This is a genomic window from Arthrobacter sp. DMZ02-1R (assembly GCF_057747935.1).
In genome coordinates, this window is the sequence record NZ_CM173230.1 from 4,251,199 (window position 1) to 4,268,503 (window position 17,305).

At 65.7% G+C, this 17,305-nt stretch carries 17 protein-coding genes; 10 read left to right on the forward strand and 7 right to left on the reverse strand.

Annotated features, from left to right (window positions below; translation table 11 throughout):
- The first annotated feature begins 12 nt into the window (after positions 1-12).
- The 5 genes from AC3ANQ_RS20215 (at position 13) to AC3ANQ_RS20235 (ending at position 8,303) form a co-directional block, all read left to right on the forward strand.
- Positions 13-636 (forward strand): hypothetical protein, encoded by a 624-nt coding sequence (locus AC3ANQ_RS20215; RefSeq protein ID WP_488302681.1) that lies wholly within the window; start codon positions 13-15, stop codon positions 634-636.
- 82 nt (positions 637-718) lie between these two features.
- Positions 719-1,447 (forward strand): YcnI family copper-binding membrane protein, encoded by a 729-nt coding sequence (locus AC3ANQ_RS20220; protein WP_488302682.1) that lies wholly within the window; start codon positions 719-721, stop codon positions 1,445-1,447.
- A 104-nt stretch (positions 1,448-1,551) separates the two neighbouring features.
- Positions 1,552-2,181 carry a DUF4232 domain-containing protein gene (locus AC3ANQ_RS20225; protein ID WP_488302683.1) on the forward strand — a complete coding sequence of 210 codons (630 nt, stop codon included), beginning with the start codon at positions 1,552-1,554 and terminating at the stop codon, positions 2,179-2,181.
- Between the two features lie 90 nt (positions 2,182-2,271).
- Positions 2,272-7,368: a DNA glycosylase AlkZ-like family protein gene (locus tag AC3ANQ_RS20230; RefSeq protein WP_488302684.1), complete on the forward strand. Its 5,097-nt coding sequence runs from the start codon at positions 2,272-2,274 to the stop codon at positions 7,366-7,368.
- An 11-nt stretch (positions 7,369-7,379) separates the two neighbouring features.
- Positions 7,380-8,303: an Fpg/Nei family DNA glycosylase gene (locus AC3ANQ_RS20235; RefSeq protein ID WP_488302685.1), complete on the forward strand. Its 924-nt coding sequence runs from the start codon at positions 7,380-7,382 to the stop codon at positions 8,301-8,303.
- 95 nt (positions 8,304-8,398) lie between these two features.
- On the opposite strand, the gene yczE is transcribed toward AC3ANQ_RS20235, so the two are convergent.
- Entirely contained in the window at positions 8,399-9,019 is a 621-nt protein-coding gene (gene yczE, locus AC3ANQ_RS20240) for a membrane protein YczE (protein WP_488302686.1), read from the reverse strand.
- A gap of 59 nt (positions 9,020-9,078) precedes the next feature.
- On the opposite strand from yczE, the gene yczR reads away from it, so the two are divergent.
- A complete protein-coding gene (gene yczR / locus AC3ANQ_RS20245) occupies positions 9,079-10,554 on the forward strand; it encodes a MocR-like transcription factor YczR (RefSeq protein ID WP_488302687.1) in 1,476 nt (491 codons plus the stop codon).
- 81 nt (positions 10,555-10,635) lie between these two features.
- Here yczR and AC3ANQ_RS20250 read toward each other — a convergent pair whose 3' ends face one another.
- Entirely contained in the window at positions 10,636-11,124 is a 489-nt protein-coding gene (locus tag AC3ANQ_RS20250) for a DUF4188 domain-containing protein (protein ID WP_488302688.1), read from the reverse strand.
- 93 nt (positions 11,125-11,217) lie between these two features.
- Between AC3ANQ_RS20250 and AC3ANQ_RS20255 the strand changes: the two genes are divergently transcribed.
- Positions 11,218-11,793 (forward strand): TetR-like C-terminal domain-containing protein, encoded by a 576-nt coding sequence (locus AC3ANQ_RS20255; RefSeq protein ID WP_488302689.1) that lies wholly within the window; start codon positions 11,218-11,220, stop codon positions 11,791-11,793.
- A 120-nt stretch (positions 11,794-11,913) separates the two neighbouring features.
- Here AC3ANQ_RS20255 and AC3ANQ_RS20260 read toward each other — a convergent pair whose 3' ends face one another.
- Positions 11,914-12,606 (reverse strand): SRPBCC family protein, encoded by a 693-nt coding sequence (locus AC3ANQ_RS20260; RefSeq protein WP_488302690.1) that lies wholly within the window; start codon positions 12,604-12,606, stop codon positions 11,914-11,916.
- Positions 12,599-13,231, reverse strand: coding sequence for an ArsR/SmtB family transcription factor (locus AC3ANQ_RS20265; RefSeq protein ID WP_488302691.1), 633 nt, complete (start codon positions 13,229-13,231; stop codon positions 12,599-12,601). Before AC3ANQ_RS20265 ends, AC3ANQ_RS20260 begins: the two co-directional genes overlap by 8 nt.
- A 100-nt stretch (positions 13,232-13,331) precedes the next feature.
- Here AC3ANQ_RS20265 and AC3ANQ_RS20270 point away from each other — a divergent pair, with 100 nt between their 5' ends.
- Positions 13,332-14,279 carry an RluA family pseudouridine synthase gene (locus tag AC3ANQ_RS20270; protein WP_488305383.1) on the forward strand — a complete coding sequence of 316 codons (948 nt, stop codon included), beginning with the start codon at positions 13,332-13,334 and terminating at the stop codon, positions 14,277-14,279.
- 362 nt (positions 14,280-14,641) lie between these two features.
- Positions 14,642-15,082: an SRPBCC family protein gene (locus AC3ANQ_RS20275; protein WP_488302692.1), complete on the forward strand. Its 441-nt coding sequence runs from the start codon at positions 14,642-14,644 to the stop codon at positions 15,080-15,082.
- A 47-nt stretch (positions 15,083-15,129) separates the two neighbouring features.
- Here the strand turns inward: AC3ANQ_RS20275 and AC3ANQ_RS20280 are convergent, their stop codons facing one another.
- Together AC3ANQ_RS20280 and AC3ANQ_RS20285 are read right to left on the reverse strand one after the other, a co-directional pair.
- The gene (locus AC3ANQ_RS20280; protein WP_488302693.1) at positions 15,130-15,561 is read right to left on the reverse strand and encodes an ester cyclase; all 432 of its coding nucleotides are present in this window, start codon (positions 15,559-15,561) and stop codon (positions 15,130-15,132) included.
- Between the two features lie 116 nt (positions 15,562-15,677).
- The gene (locus AC3ANQ_RS20285; protein ID WP_488302694.1) at positions 15,678-16,196 is read right to left on the reverse strand and encodes an O-acetyl-ADP-ribose deacetylase; all 519 of its coding nucleotides are present in this window, start codon (positions 16,194-16,196) and stop codon (positions 15,678-15,680) included.
- A 57-nt stretch (positions 16,197-16,253) separates the two neighbouring features.
- Here AC3ANQ_RS20285 and AC3ANQ_RS20290 point away from each other — a divergent pair, with 57 nt between their 5' ends.
- On the forward strand, positions 16,254-16,877 hold the full coding sequence (locus AC3ANQ_RS20290) for a DedA family protein (protein WP_488302695.1): 624 nt from the start codon (positions 16,254-16,256) through the stop codon (positions 16,875-16,877).
- Positions 16,878-16,895: 18 nt separating this feature from the next.
- Here AC3ANQ_RS20290 and AC3ANQ_RS20295 read toward each other — a convergent pair whose 3' ends face one another.
- The gene (locus tag AC3ANQ_RS20295; protein WP_268025417.1) at positions 16,896-17,201 is read right to left on the reverse strand and encodes a hypothetical protein; all 306 of its coding nucleotides are present in this window, start codon (positions 17,199-17,201) and stop codon (positions 16,896-16,898) included.
- Positions 17,202-17,305: the final 104 nt, after the last annotated feature.

A 17,305-nucleotide genomic window follows, 5' to 3' on the forward strand; every position in this document is an offset into this window, starting at 1 on the left:
GAGGGAGGACCCGTGCGCGGATCGCATGCCCGGACGCCCTTCCACGCCATCCGTTCGGGCGCTCTTGCTGTCGCCATTGTGGCCCTTGCGGCAGGGGCCCACGTCCTCGCCGGTGGTGAGCTTCCCGTGGCCCCGGTCTTGCTCGCCGTCCTTGCCTTGACTGGTCTCATCACCACGTTGGCCACCCGGTTCAAGCTCGGCTTCCTTTCCGTCGCCGCGCTCCTGGGGGCCGGGCAGCTGGCCCTGCACGAGGCGTTCACCGCATTCGGCCCGCTCGCCGTCGCGGCTCCGGGCTCACCGGCGCACCACATGGGGGTGGAGCACCTTGCACCGGCTCTTGGCGCCGGAACAATGCATCTGCACGAACTCGACACTCCCCTGAGCTGGTTGATGCTGGGTGGCCACGCCCTCGCTACTGCCGCCTCGGCATTCCTTTTGGCGAGGGGCGAGCAAGCGCTGTGGCAGCTCGCGGCGTGGCTCCGGCCCCTTCTCCAACTCATCCGCCTGGTCTTCAGGCCCGACGCCGGCAGCGCAGCTGTTGCGTTCAGCGCACCCGCCGTATTCATCCCCCGCCCATGGCGGAACCTCAGGCAAGACAGCAGACGCGGCCCGCCCGCCGTCGTCGTACTCTCCTGACTCCGCCCGGCGCCGCCTTCAACTGGTGACGGGCACATCCCCGTACTTTGGCGCTTTCGCGCGCCCATTGAAAGGCACCACCATGAAAAAGTCCTCACTCCGCCGTACCCTCTCTGGCACGGCAATCGCCGGCGGCACCGCCGCATTGATGATGGCCGGCCTCGCAGGCGCCTCGGCACATGTCTCGATCAACCCGGACAAGACCACGGCCAACTCCTACGCCCTACTGACCTTCGGCGTCCCGCACGGCTGCGACACTTCTGGCACCGCCAAGGTGACCATCAACCTGCCGGAAGAACTGACGGACGCGACGCCCACGGTGAACCCGAACTGGACCATCGAGAAGGTCACGCAGACGCTGCCCGAGCCAAAGAAGCTGGCCGACGGCACCTCCATCACCAAGCGGACCAGCCAGATCGTCTACACGGCCAAAACCCCGTTGGACCCGCACCAGCGCGATGCCCTGGTCTTATCCGTGAAGCTGCCCGACACCGCTGGCAAGACCCTCTACTTCCCTACTCTCCAAAACTGCGAGCAGGGGCAGACAAACTGGGCTGAAATCCCCAAGGACGGCCAGGACCCGCACTCGCTGAAGGCTCCGGCGCCATCGGTGGCCGTCACAGCAGCGGATGCCGCTGCGGGTGACGGTCATATGGCTGCTTCAATCTCCACAGTGCAAGCAGCTTCCGTGTCCGACGACGGTTCGCAGGCGCGCAGCTGGGCCGGCCTGATCGCCGGCGCGGCGGGGCTGGGGCTTGGTGGCGCAGCATTCTTCCGCAGCCGTTCCACCAAGGCTTCGGCGTCCAAGTAACGACTCCGCTGGTTGGCGTCCGGAACATTACGATCCGGGCGCCAATCCGCCGCCGTTGCCGCGCCGTAGTTGACTCGGGCATATGACGACGAAATGCTGTGCGCATGACGAATATGCGAGTCAAGAACGGTCTCCTGCTCACGATGGCAGCAGCCTCGGTATTCCTGCTCTCCGGCTGTTTCCAAGTCCAGGCCCAGGGTCAAAGCACCGGCACGCCGAGCGGTTCGGCTTCTTCTCCTTCGATGTCCGCGTCGAGTGCTCCCAGCGCTAGTGGCAGTTCCACGCCATCAAGCACCGGGACGATGGCATCCGGGGTCCCTCTCTGCAAGGCCGCCTTGCTGACACCTTCTGTCGATTCCACCGGCGGCGGCGCGGCAGGCAGCCTCTACATGAAGCTCATCCTCACTAATTCGGGCACCGAATCCTGTGTGCTGAAGGGGTTCCCGGGCGTCTCCCTCACGGCCGGACCCACCGGCGATCCGATCGGCTCAGCCGCCGCGCGCGACGACACCCAGCCGGTTGCGGAAGTGGTCCTCGCCCCCGGGAAGGCCGGCTTCGCCCAACTCCGCTACACCCAGGCAGGCAACTACCCGGACTGCACCCAGGTTGCGGCCGCAGGTTTCCGCGTCTACCCACCCGAGGACACCGCCTCGGTGTTCATCCCGCAGCAACACCAGGCCTGCAGCAACGCCGCGATCAACCTCTTGAGCGTTCAGGCTTTCCAGGCGGGGTAGCGGGGGTCTAGTGCGGCCCGGCGGTTTAGCTCCTGAACCTTATCCTGCGCTGTTCCTTATTGCTTCGGTGCCGTGAGGCATGATGGAGGAATGCAGGAGCGGGAGCTACAGGGCGGTTCAGGCCACACAGCCATGGACCGCTTCAGCCGCGCCACACGGGAGTGGTTCCTGGGTGCTTTCGCCGCGCCCACACCTGCCCAGGACGGCGCGTGGAAGGCCATCTCGTCCGGCTCGCATGCCCTTGTGGTGGCACCCACCGGTTCCGGTAAGACGCTCGCAGCCTTCCTGTGGGCCCTTGACCGGCTCTTGTCAGTCTCGCCGGAAGCCCCGTCCCCGGACGCACCTGCTGATGCGCTTCCGGGACTTGCGGACGCACCCGGCCGGGCTCGGGCCAAAGCCCCCAAACGCAAGACCCGCGTCCTGTACATCTCCCCGCTCAAGGCTCTCGGCGTCGACGTCGAACGCAACCTCCGCTCGCCGCTGATCGGCATCACGCAAACCGCGAAACGGCTCGGGTTGCCGGCTCCACTGGTCAGCGTCGGCGTCCGCTCCGGGGATACGACGACGGCGGACCGACGCGCGCTGCTCAGCCACCCGCCGGACATCCTCATCACCACGCCCGAATCCCTGTTCCTGATGCTGACATCGAAGGCCCGGGAGACGCTCAGCGAGGTGGACACCGTGATTGTGGACGAAGTTCACGCAGTTGCCGGCACCAAGCGCGGCGCGCACCTCGCGGTGTCATTGGAGCGGCTCGATGCATTGCTGCCCAAACCTGCCCAGCGGATCGGGCTCTCGGCCACCGTGGAGCCGCGCGAACTCGTGGCGCAGTTCCTCGCGGGCTCGGCTCCCGTGGAAATCGTCGCACCGCCGTCGCGCAAGAACTGGAACCTCAGCGTCAACGTCCCTGTGGAGGACATGTCGGATCTGGCGGGAGCGGCCGGCGCCTTCGACTCGGGACCCGCCTCCGGGCTGCAACCTCAAGCGTCCATTTGGCCGCATGTTGAGGAGAAGATCGTTGATCTTGTCCTGTCCAAGCAGTCAACCATTGTCTTCGCGAACTCCCGGCGCCTCGCGGAGCGCCTCACCGCCCGGCTCAACGAGATCTACGCGGAGCGCCAACTCATGGCAGTGGATGTGTTTTCCGCTGCGGCGGATTTCGTGGCGGACTCGGTCCCGCCTGATTTTGGGGCGCCATCCCCCGGTCTTCCGTCTTCGGGGCTGCCGTCCTCGGGGCTGCCGGCCTCGGGGCTGCCGGCCTCGACGGCGACTCCCGCGCACATGATGGCCCAAGCCGGAAGCACCAGTGGCGCCGATCCGGTCCTGGCCCGGGCACACCACGGCTCAGTGTCCAAGGACCAGCGGGCACTCATCGAGGACGACCTCAAATCCGGCCGGCTGCGTTGTGTTGTGGCGACGTCATCCTTGGAGCTCGGCATCGACATGGGTGCGGTGGACTTGGTAGTCCAGGTCGAGTCGCCGCCGTCGGTGGCCAGCGGGCTGCAGCGGGTAGGCCGCGCCGGCCACCAGGTCGGTGAGATCTCCGAAGGCGTGCTCTTCCCCAAACACAGGGCAGACCTCGTCCACACCGCCATCACCGTGGAACGCATGCTGAGCGGCCAGATCGAACGCCTGCATGTTCCCGCCAACCCCTTGGATATCCTGGCCCAACAAACCGTCGCCGCCACAGCGCTGGGTAGCATCGAGGTTGAGGACTGGTTCGCCACCGTGCGCCGCTCCGCCCCCTTCGCCACCCTGCCCCGCTCCGCTTTCGAAGCCACCTTGGACCTTCTGGCCGGCCGTTATCCCTCGGACGAATTCGCCGAGCTCCGGCCGCGCATCGTATGGGACCGCAACGCCGGCACCATCGAAGGCCGGCCAGGAGCACAGCGCCTTGCCGTGACCTCCGGCGGAACCATCCCGGACCGGGGACTCTTCGGCGTCTACATCATCGGCACGGAAGGCTCTGGTCCTGGCGCTGGCGGCACTCCTTCTGCTGGCGGCGCTCCTTCAGCTAGCGGCGCTCCGGAACCGTCCGCGCAGGAGCCCAGTCCGGCGTCGCGCGCTGCCAAAGGCGGCCGGCGCGTCGGCGAGCTCGACGAAGAAATGGTTTACGAATCACGCGTCGGGGACATCTTCGCCTTGGGTGCCACCAGCTGGAAGATCGAGGACATCACGCACGACCGCGTCCTCGTCTCGCCCGCCTTCGGCCAGCCCGGAAAACTTCCCTTCTGGAAGGGCGATTCCCTGGGCCGTCCGGTGGACCTCGGGCGCGCGCTGGGTGCATTCGTGCGCGAGCTCTCCGCTTCGGACCAAGGGCCCGCCCTGGAACGCTGCAAGGCAAGCGGCCTGGACGACTTCGCCGCCGGCAACCTGCTGCAGTATCTGAATGAGCAAAAGCAGGCCACGGAAGTAGTCCCCAATGACCGGACGCTCGTGGTCGAACGGTTCCATGACGAACTCGGCGACTGGCGGGTGGTGCTGCACAGCCCCTTCGGCATGCCTGTCCATGCACCGTGGGCCCTCGCCGTCGGGCAGCGGCTCCAGCAGCGCTACGGGCTTGACGGCTCCGCGATGGCCGCCGACGACGGCATCGTACTGCGCGTGCCGATGATGGAAGACGAACCTCCCGGAGCGGAGCTGTTCCTCTTTGACCCGGAGGAACTCGAGCAGATCGTGACGGCGGAGGTTGGCGGCAGCGCCCTGTTCGCCTCGCGCTTCCGTGAATGCGCTGCCCGCGCATTGTTGCTGCCGAGGCAGAATCCGGCGAAAAGGCAACCGCTCTGGCAGCAACGGCAACGCTCAGCGCAATTGCTGGACGTCGCCAAAAAATACCCTTCCTTTCCCATCGTTCTCGAAACCGTGCGCGAGTGCTTGCAGGACGTCTACGACCTCCCCGCTTTGAAAGACATTGCTGCTTCGATCGAGCGCCGCGAACTGCGCTTAGTACAGACCACTACCCAGCAGCCCTCCCCCTTCGCCAAATCACTGCTCTTTGGCTACGTGGCGCAGTATCTCTACGAGGGCGATTCACCGCTCGCCGAACGCCGGGCCGCAGCTTTGGCCCTCGACTCCACACTCCTGAATGAGCTCCTGGGCAGGGTCGAACTGCGCGAACTCCTGGACGCCAAAGTCATTGAGGCCACCGAACTCGAGCTCCAGCGGCTGGCAGCGGACCGGCAAGTCCGTGGCATGGAAGGCGTCGCGGACTTGCTGCGCCTGCTGGGCCCACTGAGCGTCGAAGAAGTGGCTGCCCGTTTGCAGCCCGAAGGAGTGGAAGCCTACCCGGATGGTTCCCCGGATCTGCCCGCGCTGCATCTAGCCGCCGGATCGCATCTGGCTGCGTTGCGGAAGGCCAACCGCGCCCTCACCGTGACCCTCAGCGGCGTTGAACGATTCGCGGCCATCGAGGATGCGGCCCGGCTCCGGGATGCCATCGGCGTTCCGCTGCCCATGGGAGTGCCGCTCGCCTTCATCGAACCCGTCCATGACCCGCTCGGCGATCTCGTCTCCCGTTACGCACGGACCCATGGCCCCTTCACGGCCGAGGAAGCTGCGACGAGGCTGGGACTCGGTGTCGCCGTCGTAAGCACTGCCCTGAAACGCTTGGCAGCGGATGGCAGGGTGGTGGAAGGGGAGTTCCGCCCGCACCCCAGCATGCCGGACGCGGTTCCCGGTGAGGCACCTGCGTCGCCCGAGGCGGCGGTGGCGCCGGAGGTGCCCACTGTTCTCCCGGGCAGCGAGTGGTGCGACTCGGAGGTGCTACGCAAGCTCCGGCGTCGTTCCTTGGCCGCGCTGCGCGCCGAAGTGGAACCGGTGGACGCTGCTGCGTACGGCCGTTTCCTCCCCGCCTGGCAAAACGTGTCCGTGCCCTCTGTCGGCCGCTCCCGTGGCGGCCCGGCGCTGCGTGGGCTGGACGGCATCATGACGGCCATCGACCAGCTCTCCGGCGTGCCCGTTCCGGCGTCGGCGTGGGAGCCCCTGGTGCTGGCCAGCCGGATCTCCGACTACCAGCCAGCCATGTTGGATGAACTCATGGCCGCAGGTGAAGTCTTGTGGTCCGGTGCCGGATCGTTGCCTGGGAACGACGGTTGGATCAGCCTCCACGTGGCCGAAGCTGCGGAGCTGACCCTCAACCCGGACCCTGAATTCGAGCCCGGCGACGCCCAGCTCCGCCTCTTGGAGCATCTTCAGACTGGTGGGGGTGCCTACTTCTTCAGGCAGCTCACCGAAGTTGCCGGCGGCATGGATGCAGTGCTCAGCGACGACGCAGTGGTGTCTGCCCTGTGGGATCTCGTCTGGGCCGGCCGCATCACAGGTGACACGTTCGCCCCCGTCCGCGCGATGATTGCCGGGGGCCGTACCGCGCACAAGCAGCCCGCCCGGCCGCCGCGTGCCAGGTCCCTGCGGATGAGCAGGCTCGGCCGTTCGCACGGCACGGGTCTGATGGGATCGCCCGGGCTCACGGGAGGACGCTATGGCTCAGTCACCGGAGCGGCACCCACTCCCCCGCTGGCTGTTGGCCGCTGGTCCGCGTTGCCAGCTCCCGAGCTCGACCCCACCATCCATGCACGCGGTACCGCCGAACTGCTCCTCGATAGATATGGCGTTGTGACCCGCGGATCTGTGATGGTGGAGAACATCGTGGGCGGATTCGGCCTGATGTACAAGGTCTTGGCCCGCCTGGAGGAAGCCGGCCGGTGCCGCCGTGGCTACTTCATCGAGCACCTCGGAGCCGCCCAGTTTGCCGTTCCCGCCACGGTGGACCGCCTCCGGTCCTTCACGGAAGATGCCCAACTCGCCAAAGCCGAGCCTGTCGCCTTGGCCCTTGCCGCTACGGATCCCGCCAACCCGTACGGCGCGGCCCTCCCGTGGCCCGCATTGGCCGTTGACGCCGGGTCGGGTCACCGTCCGGGACGGAAAGCCGGAGCCCTGGTGGTAATGGTCGACGGCGCCCTGATTCTGTACGTTGAGCGCGGTGGGAAGACCCTACTTGCCTTCAGCAGTGACGACGCCGTCCTGGCGGCTGCCGCTGCTGCCCTGGTTGGCGTAGTGCGTCGGGGCGCCGTGGACAAATTGATCATGGAGAAAGTCAACGGCCACGACCTCCTGGACACTCCCGTGGCCTATGCGCTTGCGGTTGCCGGGGCGTACTCCACGCCCAAGGGATTGAGGATCCGTGCCTGAGGTGGGGATCCGTGCCTGAGGGCGACTCGATCTGGCGGGCCGCCGCGGAGCTGCACAAGGCCCTTGGGGGCCAGACCCTCGTTTCCTCGGACTTCCGGGTACCCAGATTCGCCACGCTGAACCTGGCCGGATGGACCGTGTCCGAGGTAGTGCCGCGGGGAAAACATTTGCTCATGCGCTTGCTGGGGCCTGCGGAGGCTTCGCCGGACGGGGCCGGGACGGCGGACGCCGGAGCCGCCCAAGAGGCCGCGCCGGCCATGCCGGGATCGGTACGGGCCGGGAGCACCGAGGCTGGTTCGGCAGCGGCCGGACGGCCCCGGGCCCTGACCATCCATTCGCACTTGAAAATGGAGGGAAGCTGGCAGGTCTATGCTCCCGGCGGCCGCTGGAGGAAACCCGGCCACATGGCCAGGTGCGTCCTCCGCACGGCGACTGCCGACGTCGTCGGCTTCTCGTTGGGAATCCTGGAAGTGATCGCGACGCCGGACGAGTCCCGCGCGGTGGGGCATCTTGGGCCGGATCTACTGGGGCCGGATTGGGATGCTGAAGAGGCTGTCCGTCGGCTGCGGGCCGCGCCGGACACACCGATCGGTATCGCGCTGTTGGACCAGAGGAACCTCGCCGGCATCGGCAATATCTACCGCTGCGAAGCGTGTTTCCTGGCCGGGGTGCATCCTGCCGCGCCCGTATCGGCTGTCCTGGATCTTGCGAGGATGCTCCGGGAAGCCAAAGTCCTGCTCGAGGCCAACCTGGGACCTGGACCTCGGACGACGCGTGGCCCGCGAGCCCTGCGTCCCGGGTATTGGGTATACCGCCGCGAGCACAAGCCGTGTCTTCGCTGCGATACGCCCATTCGCCGCGACATGCTGGGACCGGCGTCGGGGTTGGAAGACCGGGACATCTACTTCTGTTCGAAGTGCCAGCCCGCTCCTTGACGCTGCCCGACTCGTCTGGCGACGCAGGAATTCCCTGGCGCTGCAGGAATTCCGGAGGCGTCAGGTATTTTGTGTGTCGCCAGGAAGAATCCGCGTCACGGCTCGGCGAGCGCCTCCTCCCGGGCAAGCTGGGAAGCCTTCTCCGGGACCGTGAAGAGGGGCAAAAGCAGCTGCACTAGAGGACCAATCGCCAAGGCGTAGACAACAGTTCCCACGCCGACGGATCCGCCAAGCAGCCAGCCCACACCGAGCACAACAACCTCGATCAAGGTCCGGGACAAGCGCACCGACCAGCCCGTGCGGCGGGCAAGCCCCGTCATGAGTCCGTCGCGGGCACCCGGGCCGAGCCGAGCACCGATGTAGCAAGCAGAGGCGATGGCGTTGAGGACCACGGCACCGGCGAGCATGGCGATCTGCCCACCAAAATGCGAGAAGGCCGGGATCAGGGCCAGGCCGACGTCCGCGAAGACACCCACCAGCACGGCGTTGGCGAGGGTTCCGAAACCGGGCATCTGCCGCAGCGGGATCCAAAGGAGCAGCACGAGGAAGCTGACAACCACCACCACGGTGCCGATGCTCCACCCGATCTTTCCCGCGACGCCTTGGTGGAACACATCCCAAGGGTCCAGGCCAAGGCCTGCCCGGATGAACATGGCCAGGGAAACCCCGTACATTGCGAGGCCGATCAGGAGTTGGGTGATTCTGTGGGTCATCATGAACCCATGCTCCCGAAAACTGGCATTGCTTTCCATAGCCAGTTTGCAATACTGGTCTTATGCCCGGATCCCTGAACCCCACAGCCATGGTGCGTCTCCTAGGCCAGTGGAACACTGGCGCCGCTCCTGCCTATCGCGAGCTTGCCGACGTCGTACGCCTTTTGGTGATGGACGGGCGCATCCCACTGGACGTCGCGCTGCCGAGCGAGCGCGCACTTGCGGTCACTCTGGGTGTCAGCCGGACCACCGTCACTGCGGCCTACGCGAGCCTGCGCGAGCAAGGGTTCCTCAGCGGTGGGCAGGGCAGCAGGGGCCGGACGGGCATTCCGCACCGGACGGTTCCCGTCAGCGGACCGGGGCTGGCCGTCCCGGATGGGATTCTTGACCTTGCCTACGCCTCGCTTCCGGCAACAGGCGAGGTGGTGCACCGGGCTTTTGCCGATGCGTTGGTTGATCTCCCTGCGCTGTTGCCGAGTTTCGGTTACGACGCCGTCGGCCTTCCGCCCCTCCGGGACGCCATCGCAGAGCGCTACACGGCGGCCGGTATCCCCACCACGGCCGCGCAGATTCTGGTGACCTCCGGCGCTCAGCACGCGCTGAACATCATCCTGAAAACCCTGGCCGGGCGGCAGCAGAAAGTACTCGTCGAGCATCCCAGTTACCCCAACGCGCTCGATGCCATCCGCGCTTCGGGCTCGCGCACGGTGCCGGTCCCGATGCCGCCCGCGGAGCCGACGTCGGGCGGTGATCCGGCCTCGGGCGGCTGGGATATCGAGGGCATGGTGGCAGCGATGCGCCACCAACGCCCGGCCATGGCCTACCTTGTGCCGGACTTCCACAACCCCACAGGACGGATCATGTCCAACCTCCAGCGCCGCCGCCTGGTCCGCGAGGCGGCAGGTACGGGCACTGTACTGGTGGTGGACGAGACGCTACGGGAGCTGAACCTCGACGCCGTCACCACCTCCCCGCTCGCCGCCTTCAGTTCAGCGGTGGTGACCATCGGTTCGCTCAGCAAGTCGCATTGGGCCGGGCTCAGGACCGGGTGGATCCGCGCCCAGGAAGACCTGATCAGCCGCTTTGTGCAAACCCGAACCACGATGGATTTGGGCGGACCCGTCGTCGAACAATTGGCCGCGGCGCGGCTGGTCCGCGACTTCACCGAGCCGCTGGACGCCAGGCTTGAGGAATTGCGACGGAACCGGGAAACGCTCCTTGGGCTTCTCGCCGAACACCTGCCCGATTGGCACGTCGAACGGCCGCGAGGCGGGCTGACGGCATGGTGCAGGCTGCCGACTGCGTCAAGTACTGCGCTCACCGTCGTCGCCCCGGATTTCGGGTTGCGACTGGCGGCCGGGCCGCGTTTCGGTGTGGGCGGGGCCTTCGAGCACTTCATGCGCGTCCCATACACCCTGGCGCCGCCCCAGCTCGAGACGGCCGTGCTGGCACTGCGGGACGCCCAGGCCAGGCTCGATGCCTCGCCGCAGCTCCGGAGGACCTTGAAGGCGCCCAAGGAAGCAGCCGCGGTCGCTTAGCGCGCTACCCGCCCCCCAACTGACTCGCATTTGTTGTCGTTATGAGGGCTCAAAACGACTCAAAACGACATTAAGTGCGAGTCAGTTGGGTTGCCCGGCGCCCATGCGCTGCTTGGCGGTGTTGCTGCCCGGACCGACCGGAACATGCGAGGTGGCCTTGGCAAGGCCAAACTGCGGCATGCCGTTGTAGACCACCTCGATTCCCGACGCCGGCACTTGATAGGTTTCGTGCCACACGCCTATGTCACCACTGCCCGAGACTTCCTTCATGAAACGCCGCCACGGCCCCAAGTGCGGCGAATCCTTGTCCGCCGCGAAGCGCCTCAGGTGCTCCGGGCTCTCCCAGTAGCTGAGCAGCATGGTCGTGCGCCCGAACCACTGTTCGCAGCCGAGCATTCCGGACTCGGGATGTGTTGCCAGATGGCGCAGCATGATGGGCATGGCCGACGCCACGCGAGCCAGTTTGCCGATCTTCCACCAACGGTTGGCCCGCATTCCGATGAGGAAAACGGTCACTGATTCGCGCCCAGCGTCCGCCGTGAAGCGGCCCGGGAAGACTTCCTGTGCCATGTGAATCCTTCGGTCTGGGAACCGTGCCTCAAGTTCCGCTTTTTTGAGTTTCATAACGTTGTTACGAAACAATGTTATGAAACACTTGAAGACATGGCAAGACCCATCGTTCATGACCACTTCGTCCGGGAGCGGCTTCTTCAAGTAACAGCCGAACTCGTGGACCGGGATGGCCCCGCGCGGGTAACACTGCGAGACGTTGCGGCAACTGCCCAGACCTCGACCACCGCGATCTACTCACTTTTCGGCGGGAAAGCCCAGTTGCTGTCGGCCGCCGTCGACGACGGATTCCGCTCCTTCGGCGACTCGCAACGGTCCGCCGAAAGCGGTGGGCTCCGAGGCCTAGGCCTCGCCTACCGCACCTGGGCACTGGACCACCCAGCCCTGTATCGGCTCATGTTTGGCGGGGCCCTTGCTGCCTACGTGGACTGCAGCCCGACGCCGGCCGTCGCCTCGGAATCCATGCTTCCGCTCCTGGAAGCAGTGAACGCCGCACAGGAAGCAGGAACTCTTCGCCGCGATGATGCCGCAACGATCGCCATGTCCATCTGGGGACAGGTCCACGGACTCGTGAGCCTGGAATTGGCAAACATGAATGACTCCGGAACCGATTGGGAAGGGATCTACGCCGCTGCGTTGGATGCGGTGGCGCGCGGCTGGGCAGCCTGAGCCGGGTTCATTCGCCGACGCCCGAATTGCCATGCGATGCGCAGGTGGCCCTGGCGACACCGGAGTTCCCGGGTCGCCAGACCACCTGCGCGTCGGCCAGCGTTTTCCGCGTCGCAGGCTTTACGCGTACAGCTTCTCCAAGAACCCACCCCAGGCCTTGCCGGTCAGTTCGGAGTCGCCGTTGCCGCTGAAATCGTGCACGGTCATGCCCACGGGGGCGCCGAAGGAGTTGCGTCCGAAGAAGCGGTACAGCGTGTCGGCCGTGCGCAGGCCCAGGAAGTGCTGGTTCGAGAAGTCAACTTCCACGCTCAGCCGCCCCACGCCGTCGACGTCCACCTCAACAGCGGAACCCTGCGCAACGCCGTCCACGCCGAGTGCCTTCTTCAGCTGCACGAACCCGTCGGAGGTCTGCGAGGCCGCCGGGCCCTGGATGTCCGTGAAGACCACGGGCTTGCCGTCGAAGAACTGCAGGTACTGGCCTAGGGTGTGCAGGTAGAACTCGGTGTGCTTGCTGGCGCCGTCGTACTGTTCTTCCCAGCTGTCCGCGAAGATGCCGCTGTGGACATAGTGCAGTTTGGCCCGGCCGCCGTCGAGCGGTTCCAAGACGTGCTCCAGCTGGTTGAACCAGCCGTCCGGCCCGTCCATCCGGGTCACAAGGTGGCTGGGGTATTCGTCCACGGTTTTCACGGCCGGCCATTCATCGGTGGGGAACATCCACGCCGGGGTGTCCTGGGTGACAGCCTGCCAGACCCTTTCAGGAGTGCCGGGCAGTTCGGTGTCGGCCACGATTTCGAATTCACGGTTGTCAGTCATTGTCCTGTTCCTTTTCTGGAGAGTGCTGCGTGTTTGTCTTGAGTGCGGGATGAAGTACGACGACGAGGCGGTGCTTGCGTGCGCCGCCCGCCGCTGCGGAAGCTCCGCCGTCGTGGTATTTGTCCACGAGCCGGGTCACCGCGACGCCGAGCTCCTCGGCAAAAGCGGCGCGGTCCGACGCCGAACGGAAGGTGATTTCGCCGTCGATCGCGAAGCTCGCAAGCTTCTTCTTGGCCGCGGCGGCACCCGCTATCAGCTTGCCCATCTCCTGGACCGTCCGGGCCGCGAGTGCCAGGAGCCAGAAGGCGGAAAAGCGGTCCGAGAAGCGTCCAGGATCCGGCGCCACAGACGCGAGTGCCGCTGGCGAGATCAGGTACGACGCCGCCGTCGCGCGCAAAACGCGTTCGGTGACGTTGCCCTTCTTCCGTTCCTCCACAAGCTCGACGAGCCCATGACGTTCCAGGGCCTTGAGGTGGTAGTTGACCTTCTGCCGGGGCAGGCCCACCTTGACCGACAGCTGCGTAGCGGAACCGGGCTCGGCCAGCTCCTGAAGAATGCGGGTGCGGATCGGGTCCAGCGACGCTTCCGCCGCGGCGGGATCCTCGATCACTTCGATGTCCAACATGCTTCCATTTTGCCAACCGACAACTTTTCTTGTCAAGAACTTTTTTGTCGTCGGCGGTCGCAAGTGTCCGCACCTAGCGCCCCGGTAGAATGGACCGGTGATGCAATCCCCCCTTCCAGTGCGCGACGGCGTCAACGCCACCCGTCTGCGCCTCCCGGACGGGGGGCCTTGGGACACCGCGATGGACTACATGATGCACCGCTGGGGTCACATCGATCCTCAAGGCATCGAGGACAGGTTCGACGCCGGTGAAATCGTCGGCGAGGGTGGCGCACCCCTTGACCGCCAGACTCCCCTCGAAGAACACACCTTCATTTGGTACTACCGCACGCTCCCGCCGGAGACGCGCATGCCCGTGGAGATCGACATCCTGCACCAGGACGAGCATCTCTTGGTGGTGGACAAGCCCCACTTCCTGCCGACCACCCCGGGCGGGACCTACATCCAGGAATCCGCGCTCGTCCGGCTCCGGAACCAACTGGACCTGCCAGACCTCATCCCGATGCACCGCCTCGACCGCATGACCGCCGGCGTCCTACTGCTCTCCACTAACCCGGAGACCCGCGGCAAGTACCAGGTGCTCTTCGAAAAACGGCAGGTGCAAAAGGAGTACGAGTGCGTCTCGGCCGCGGCACCCGCCGCAGGCTTTCCCGCGGTCGTGTTCCCCGCCGTCGTGCGCAACCGCATGACCAAATCCCGCAGCTACCTTCTCGCCGAAGTCATCGACGGCGAACCTAACGCGGATACCCGCATTGAGCTGCTGAGGACGTTCGACGGCGGCACTCACGACGGCGGCACAGCTCGCCGTGCGCTGTACAGGCTCGAGCCCCACACCGGAAAGACCCACCAGCTTCGGGTGCACATGGCTTCGCTCGGACTGGGAATCGTGAACGACGCGTTCTACCCCGAGCTCCTGGACAAGGCCCCGGACGACTACTCCAAGCCCCTGCAATTGCTGGCCCGCGGCATCCGCTTCGTGGATCCCATCAGCAAGCAAGCCATGGAATACCGAAGCGGCCTCGAGTTAAGCGAAGCCCGCCCGGCCTGACGGCGCCCATTCCCCCAACGCTCGCTCAGGTATGAGGGCCCAATCCCCAACGCTCGCTCACCTCCGGCGCCCTTCCCCCAACGCTCGCTCACCTCCGGCGCCCTTCCCCCCAACGCTCGCTCACCTGAAATTAGGGACATGTCCATCTTGGGGTCATATCTGCAGGAGGGCCGACCGCATGGGCGGCATATCTGCAGGAGCGTCCGGCCAAGCACCCGCATATGTGATCGAGGGTCGGGGTGGACACCCGGTGCGGCGCCGAAACCAAGGTATGTTCCGCACCCAGAGCGCGCCGGGCGTATAAGCTCAATCTTGCCGGCCCGGCAACCGCGGGCGGTGTTCGATCTCGCGAAAGGAACCCCGTGGCCCACGCTGAAAACGAAGTCTCGATCAACCGCCCCGCAAACGACGTCTACGCCTTCTTGGCGGACGGGCTGAACAACAAGCTCTGGCGTCCGGCCGTCAAGACTGTTGCCCTGGCGAGCGGCGAACCAGGCGCACTGGGTGCCGTGTACTCCCAGACCATGGCAGGCCCCGGCGGCCGTTCGATCGACGGCGATTACGAAATCGTCACAGCCCAGCCGGGCAAGCGCCTCGATTTCCAGGTGATTGCCGGCCCTGCCCGTCCGGCTGGTTCCTTCACCCTGGACGAAACCGACGGCCGCACCACAGTGCGATTTGCCTTGGATCTCCATCCCAAGGGCTTCATGAAACTCATGGGATCCATGATCACCAAGACCATGGAATCGGAAGTCGGACAGCTTGGACAGCTGAAGACTGTTCTTGAAGAGGGCCCCGCCTGACGCTTCCCTGGCAGCGCGGCAACGGGGCCCAAAGTGAATACGAGTGACTATGCCCCCGGCATCATGCCGAGTTGAACCATCATTCCGGCGACATCGGGGTGCGCGCTGAACGAGGTAATCTTGCCGTCCCGGACTGATACAAAGTAGGTACCGGTGCCCTTGACGCTCTTTCCAGTTGCAGGCACTTCCATGCCTCCAACCACGAGGGGGCCGGTATTCGTTCCGGTGAATTCGACTTCGGCGGCTACGGCGTCCTCAGTTACCACGCGGTTGATGCTGCGGACGTGCATATCAGGAAATGCGGTGAACCATGTCTCCATGTACTGCCGCACCTGGTCCGTCGAGTGCAGGGCCTCGCGCAGCGATACGTCGGACAGCGTGAAATCATCCGCGAACATGCCAGCAAAGTCGTCGGCATTGTGCTGGTCCCAGGCCGCCATGCCCCGTTCATCCAGCTGCCGAACTTCTTCGATCAACATCACGTACCTCCCTAAACTCGGCCCCGACAGGGAGAGCCGGGACCCTGTTTTTTGATCTTAGGACGGGCGTCTGGCAGCGACAATGACCTACGGAAACCATCGGTTCCCGGACCCAGTCAGGGCCCGAACACGCTCCGAAACACGCCTGCCGTCTCGGCGCTGAACAGCACAAATTCCACGAGTTCCAGCCCACTGGAGCTTTCGACGCCGAACCGGCCGACGACGTCGAGCGCTACAGTGGCGACCTCGCGCGCGTCCCAGCCGTAGACTCCCGCGCTGATCGCAGGGAAGGCAACGGAACGCGCTCCTAGGGACACTGCCACCTTCAGGCTCTCGCGGAAACACGACGCCAAAAGCTCCGGATCGTCCTGGCCGGCGTGCCGGTTGGGACCAACGGTGTGGATCACCCATCGGGCAGGCAATTTGAAGCCGGGAGTGGCCACGGCCTGGCCCACCGGCAGGCCATGCGGGTACCTCTCGCGCACTTCCATGCATGCCGCGAGGAGCTCCCGGCCGGCGGCGCGGTGGATAGCGCCGTCGACTCCGCCGCCGCCCATCAAAGATGAGTTGGCCGCGTTGACGATCGCGTCGACGTCGCGCGTGGTGATGTCACCTTGCAGGATCTCGAGCCGCATGGCGCCAGTCTTCCACGGCACTCCGGCGAATGCACCAAAGTGGGGTAATTTGAGGCCATGGACATCACCACCGCTGAAGGCTGGGGAGCCGCGATCTATTTCTGGATCATCCCCATGGTGGTGGGCAATGCGATCTTGCCACCCATACCCTCCGGGATGCTCGTGATCACCGGCGGCGCGCTCGCGGCTGAGGGACGGGTCAACCCGTGGCTGTTGGGCTTGTTGGCCGCCGGCGCGTCCTGGCTGGGCGACATCCTCGTTTTCCAGCTCTTCAAGCGCCGGCTGGGACATGTCTTGGACCGCTGGGCTTGGGGCCGCAAAATCCACCGCGGCATCCATCAGGCCATCGCCAAGGCCGGCCGCTCCTCCACGTACGGCGCGATCATCGGCGGCCGGTTCATCCTGGGAGGGCGGCTCGCGGCGTCGGCAGCTGCGGGAATCGCCGATGTTTCCTCGCGCGGGTTCAGCCTCTGCGCCGGCTTGGGCGGGCTGTTGTGGGCGGCGTGGCAAACCGGACTGGGTTACTTTGCGGGCTCGACGACGAAGCTTCCGTTCTGGGCAAGCTCCCTGATCGGCGTCGGCGTGGGACTGCTGATCGGCATCGTCGTGGGCGTGATCGTCACGCGCAAACGGGGCGACCGCTCACCGGTGGACGAGCCGGGCGAGCCGCCGCATCTTTAGGCGCTACCGCCGTCGGACTCAGATCGGCGACCATTTCCCCCGCTTGCGGCGCAGCACGTAAAGGTTCCCTGTGAGCGCTACGCGTTCGACGGCGTCGCGCATCATGGCTGCCGACGCGCGGGCCTCGCTGTTCTCACCTGGATAGTCGCGCGGCTCCACGAGGAAGCGAAGGCTGATCTGTGCGACGCCACCAACAATGTCCAGCTGATTGGATTCGACATGGTGCCGCGTTTCCAAGGCCTCAAGCGCAGCGGCCATCACCGACTCCGGCGGATTGCCTGGTTTGAGGCCGGTGATCTTCAGCTTGGTCTGGAACGAAGGCATCCCTCAACCCTAAACGCACGCACTTGATCTGAGCGAGCGTCCCGAAAAGCGCCCACATAAGTGAGCGAGCGTCCCGGGAACCCAACGCTCGCTCACGTATGAGC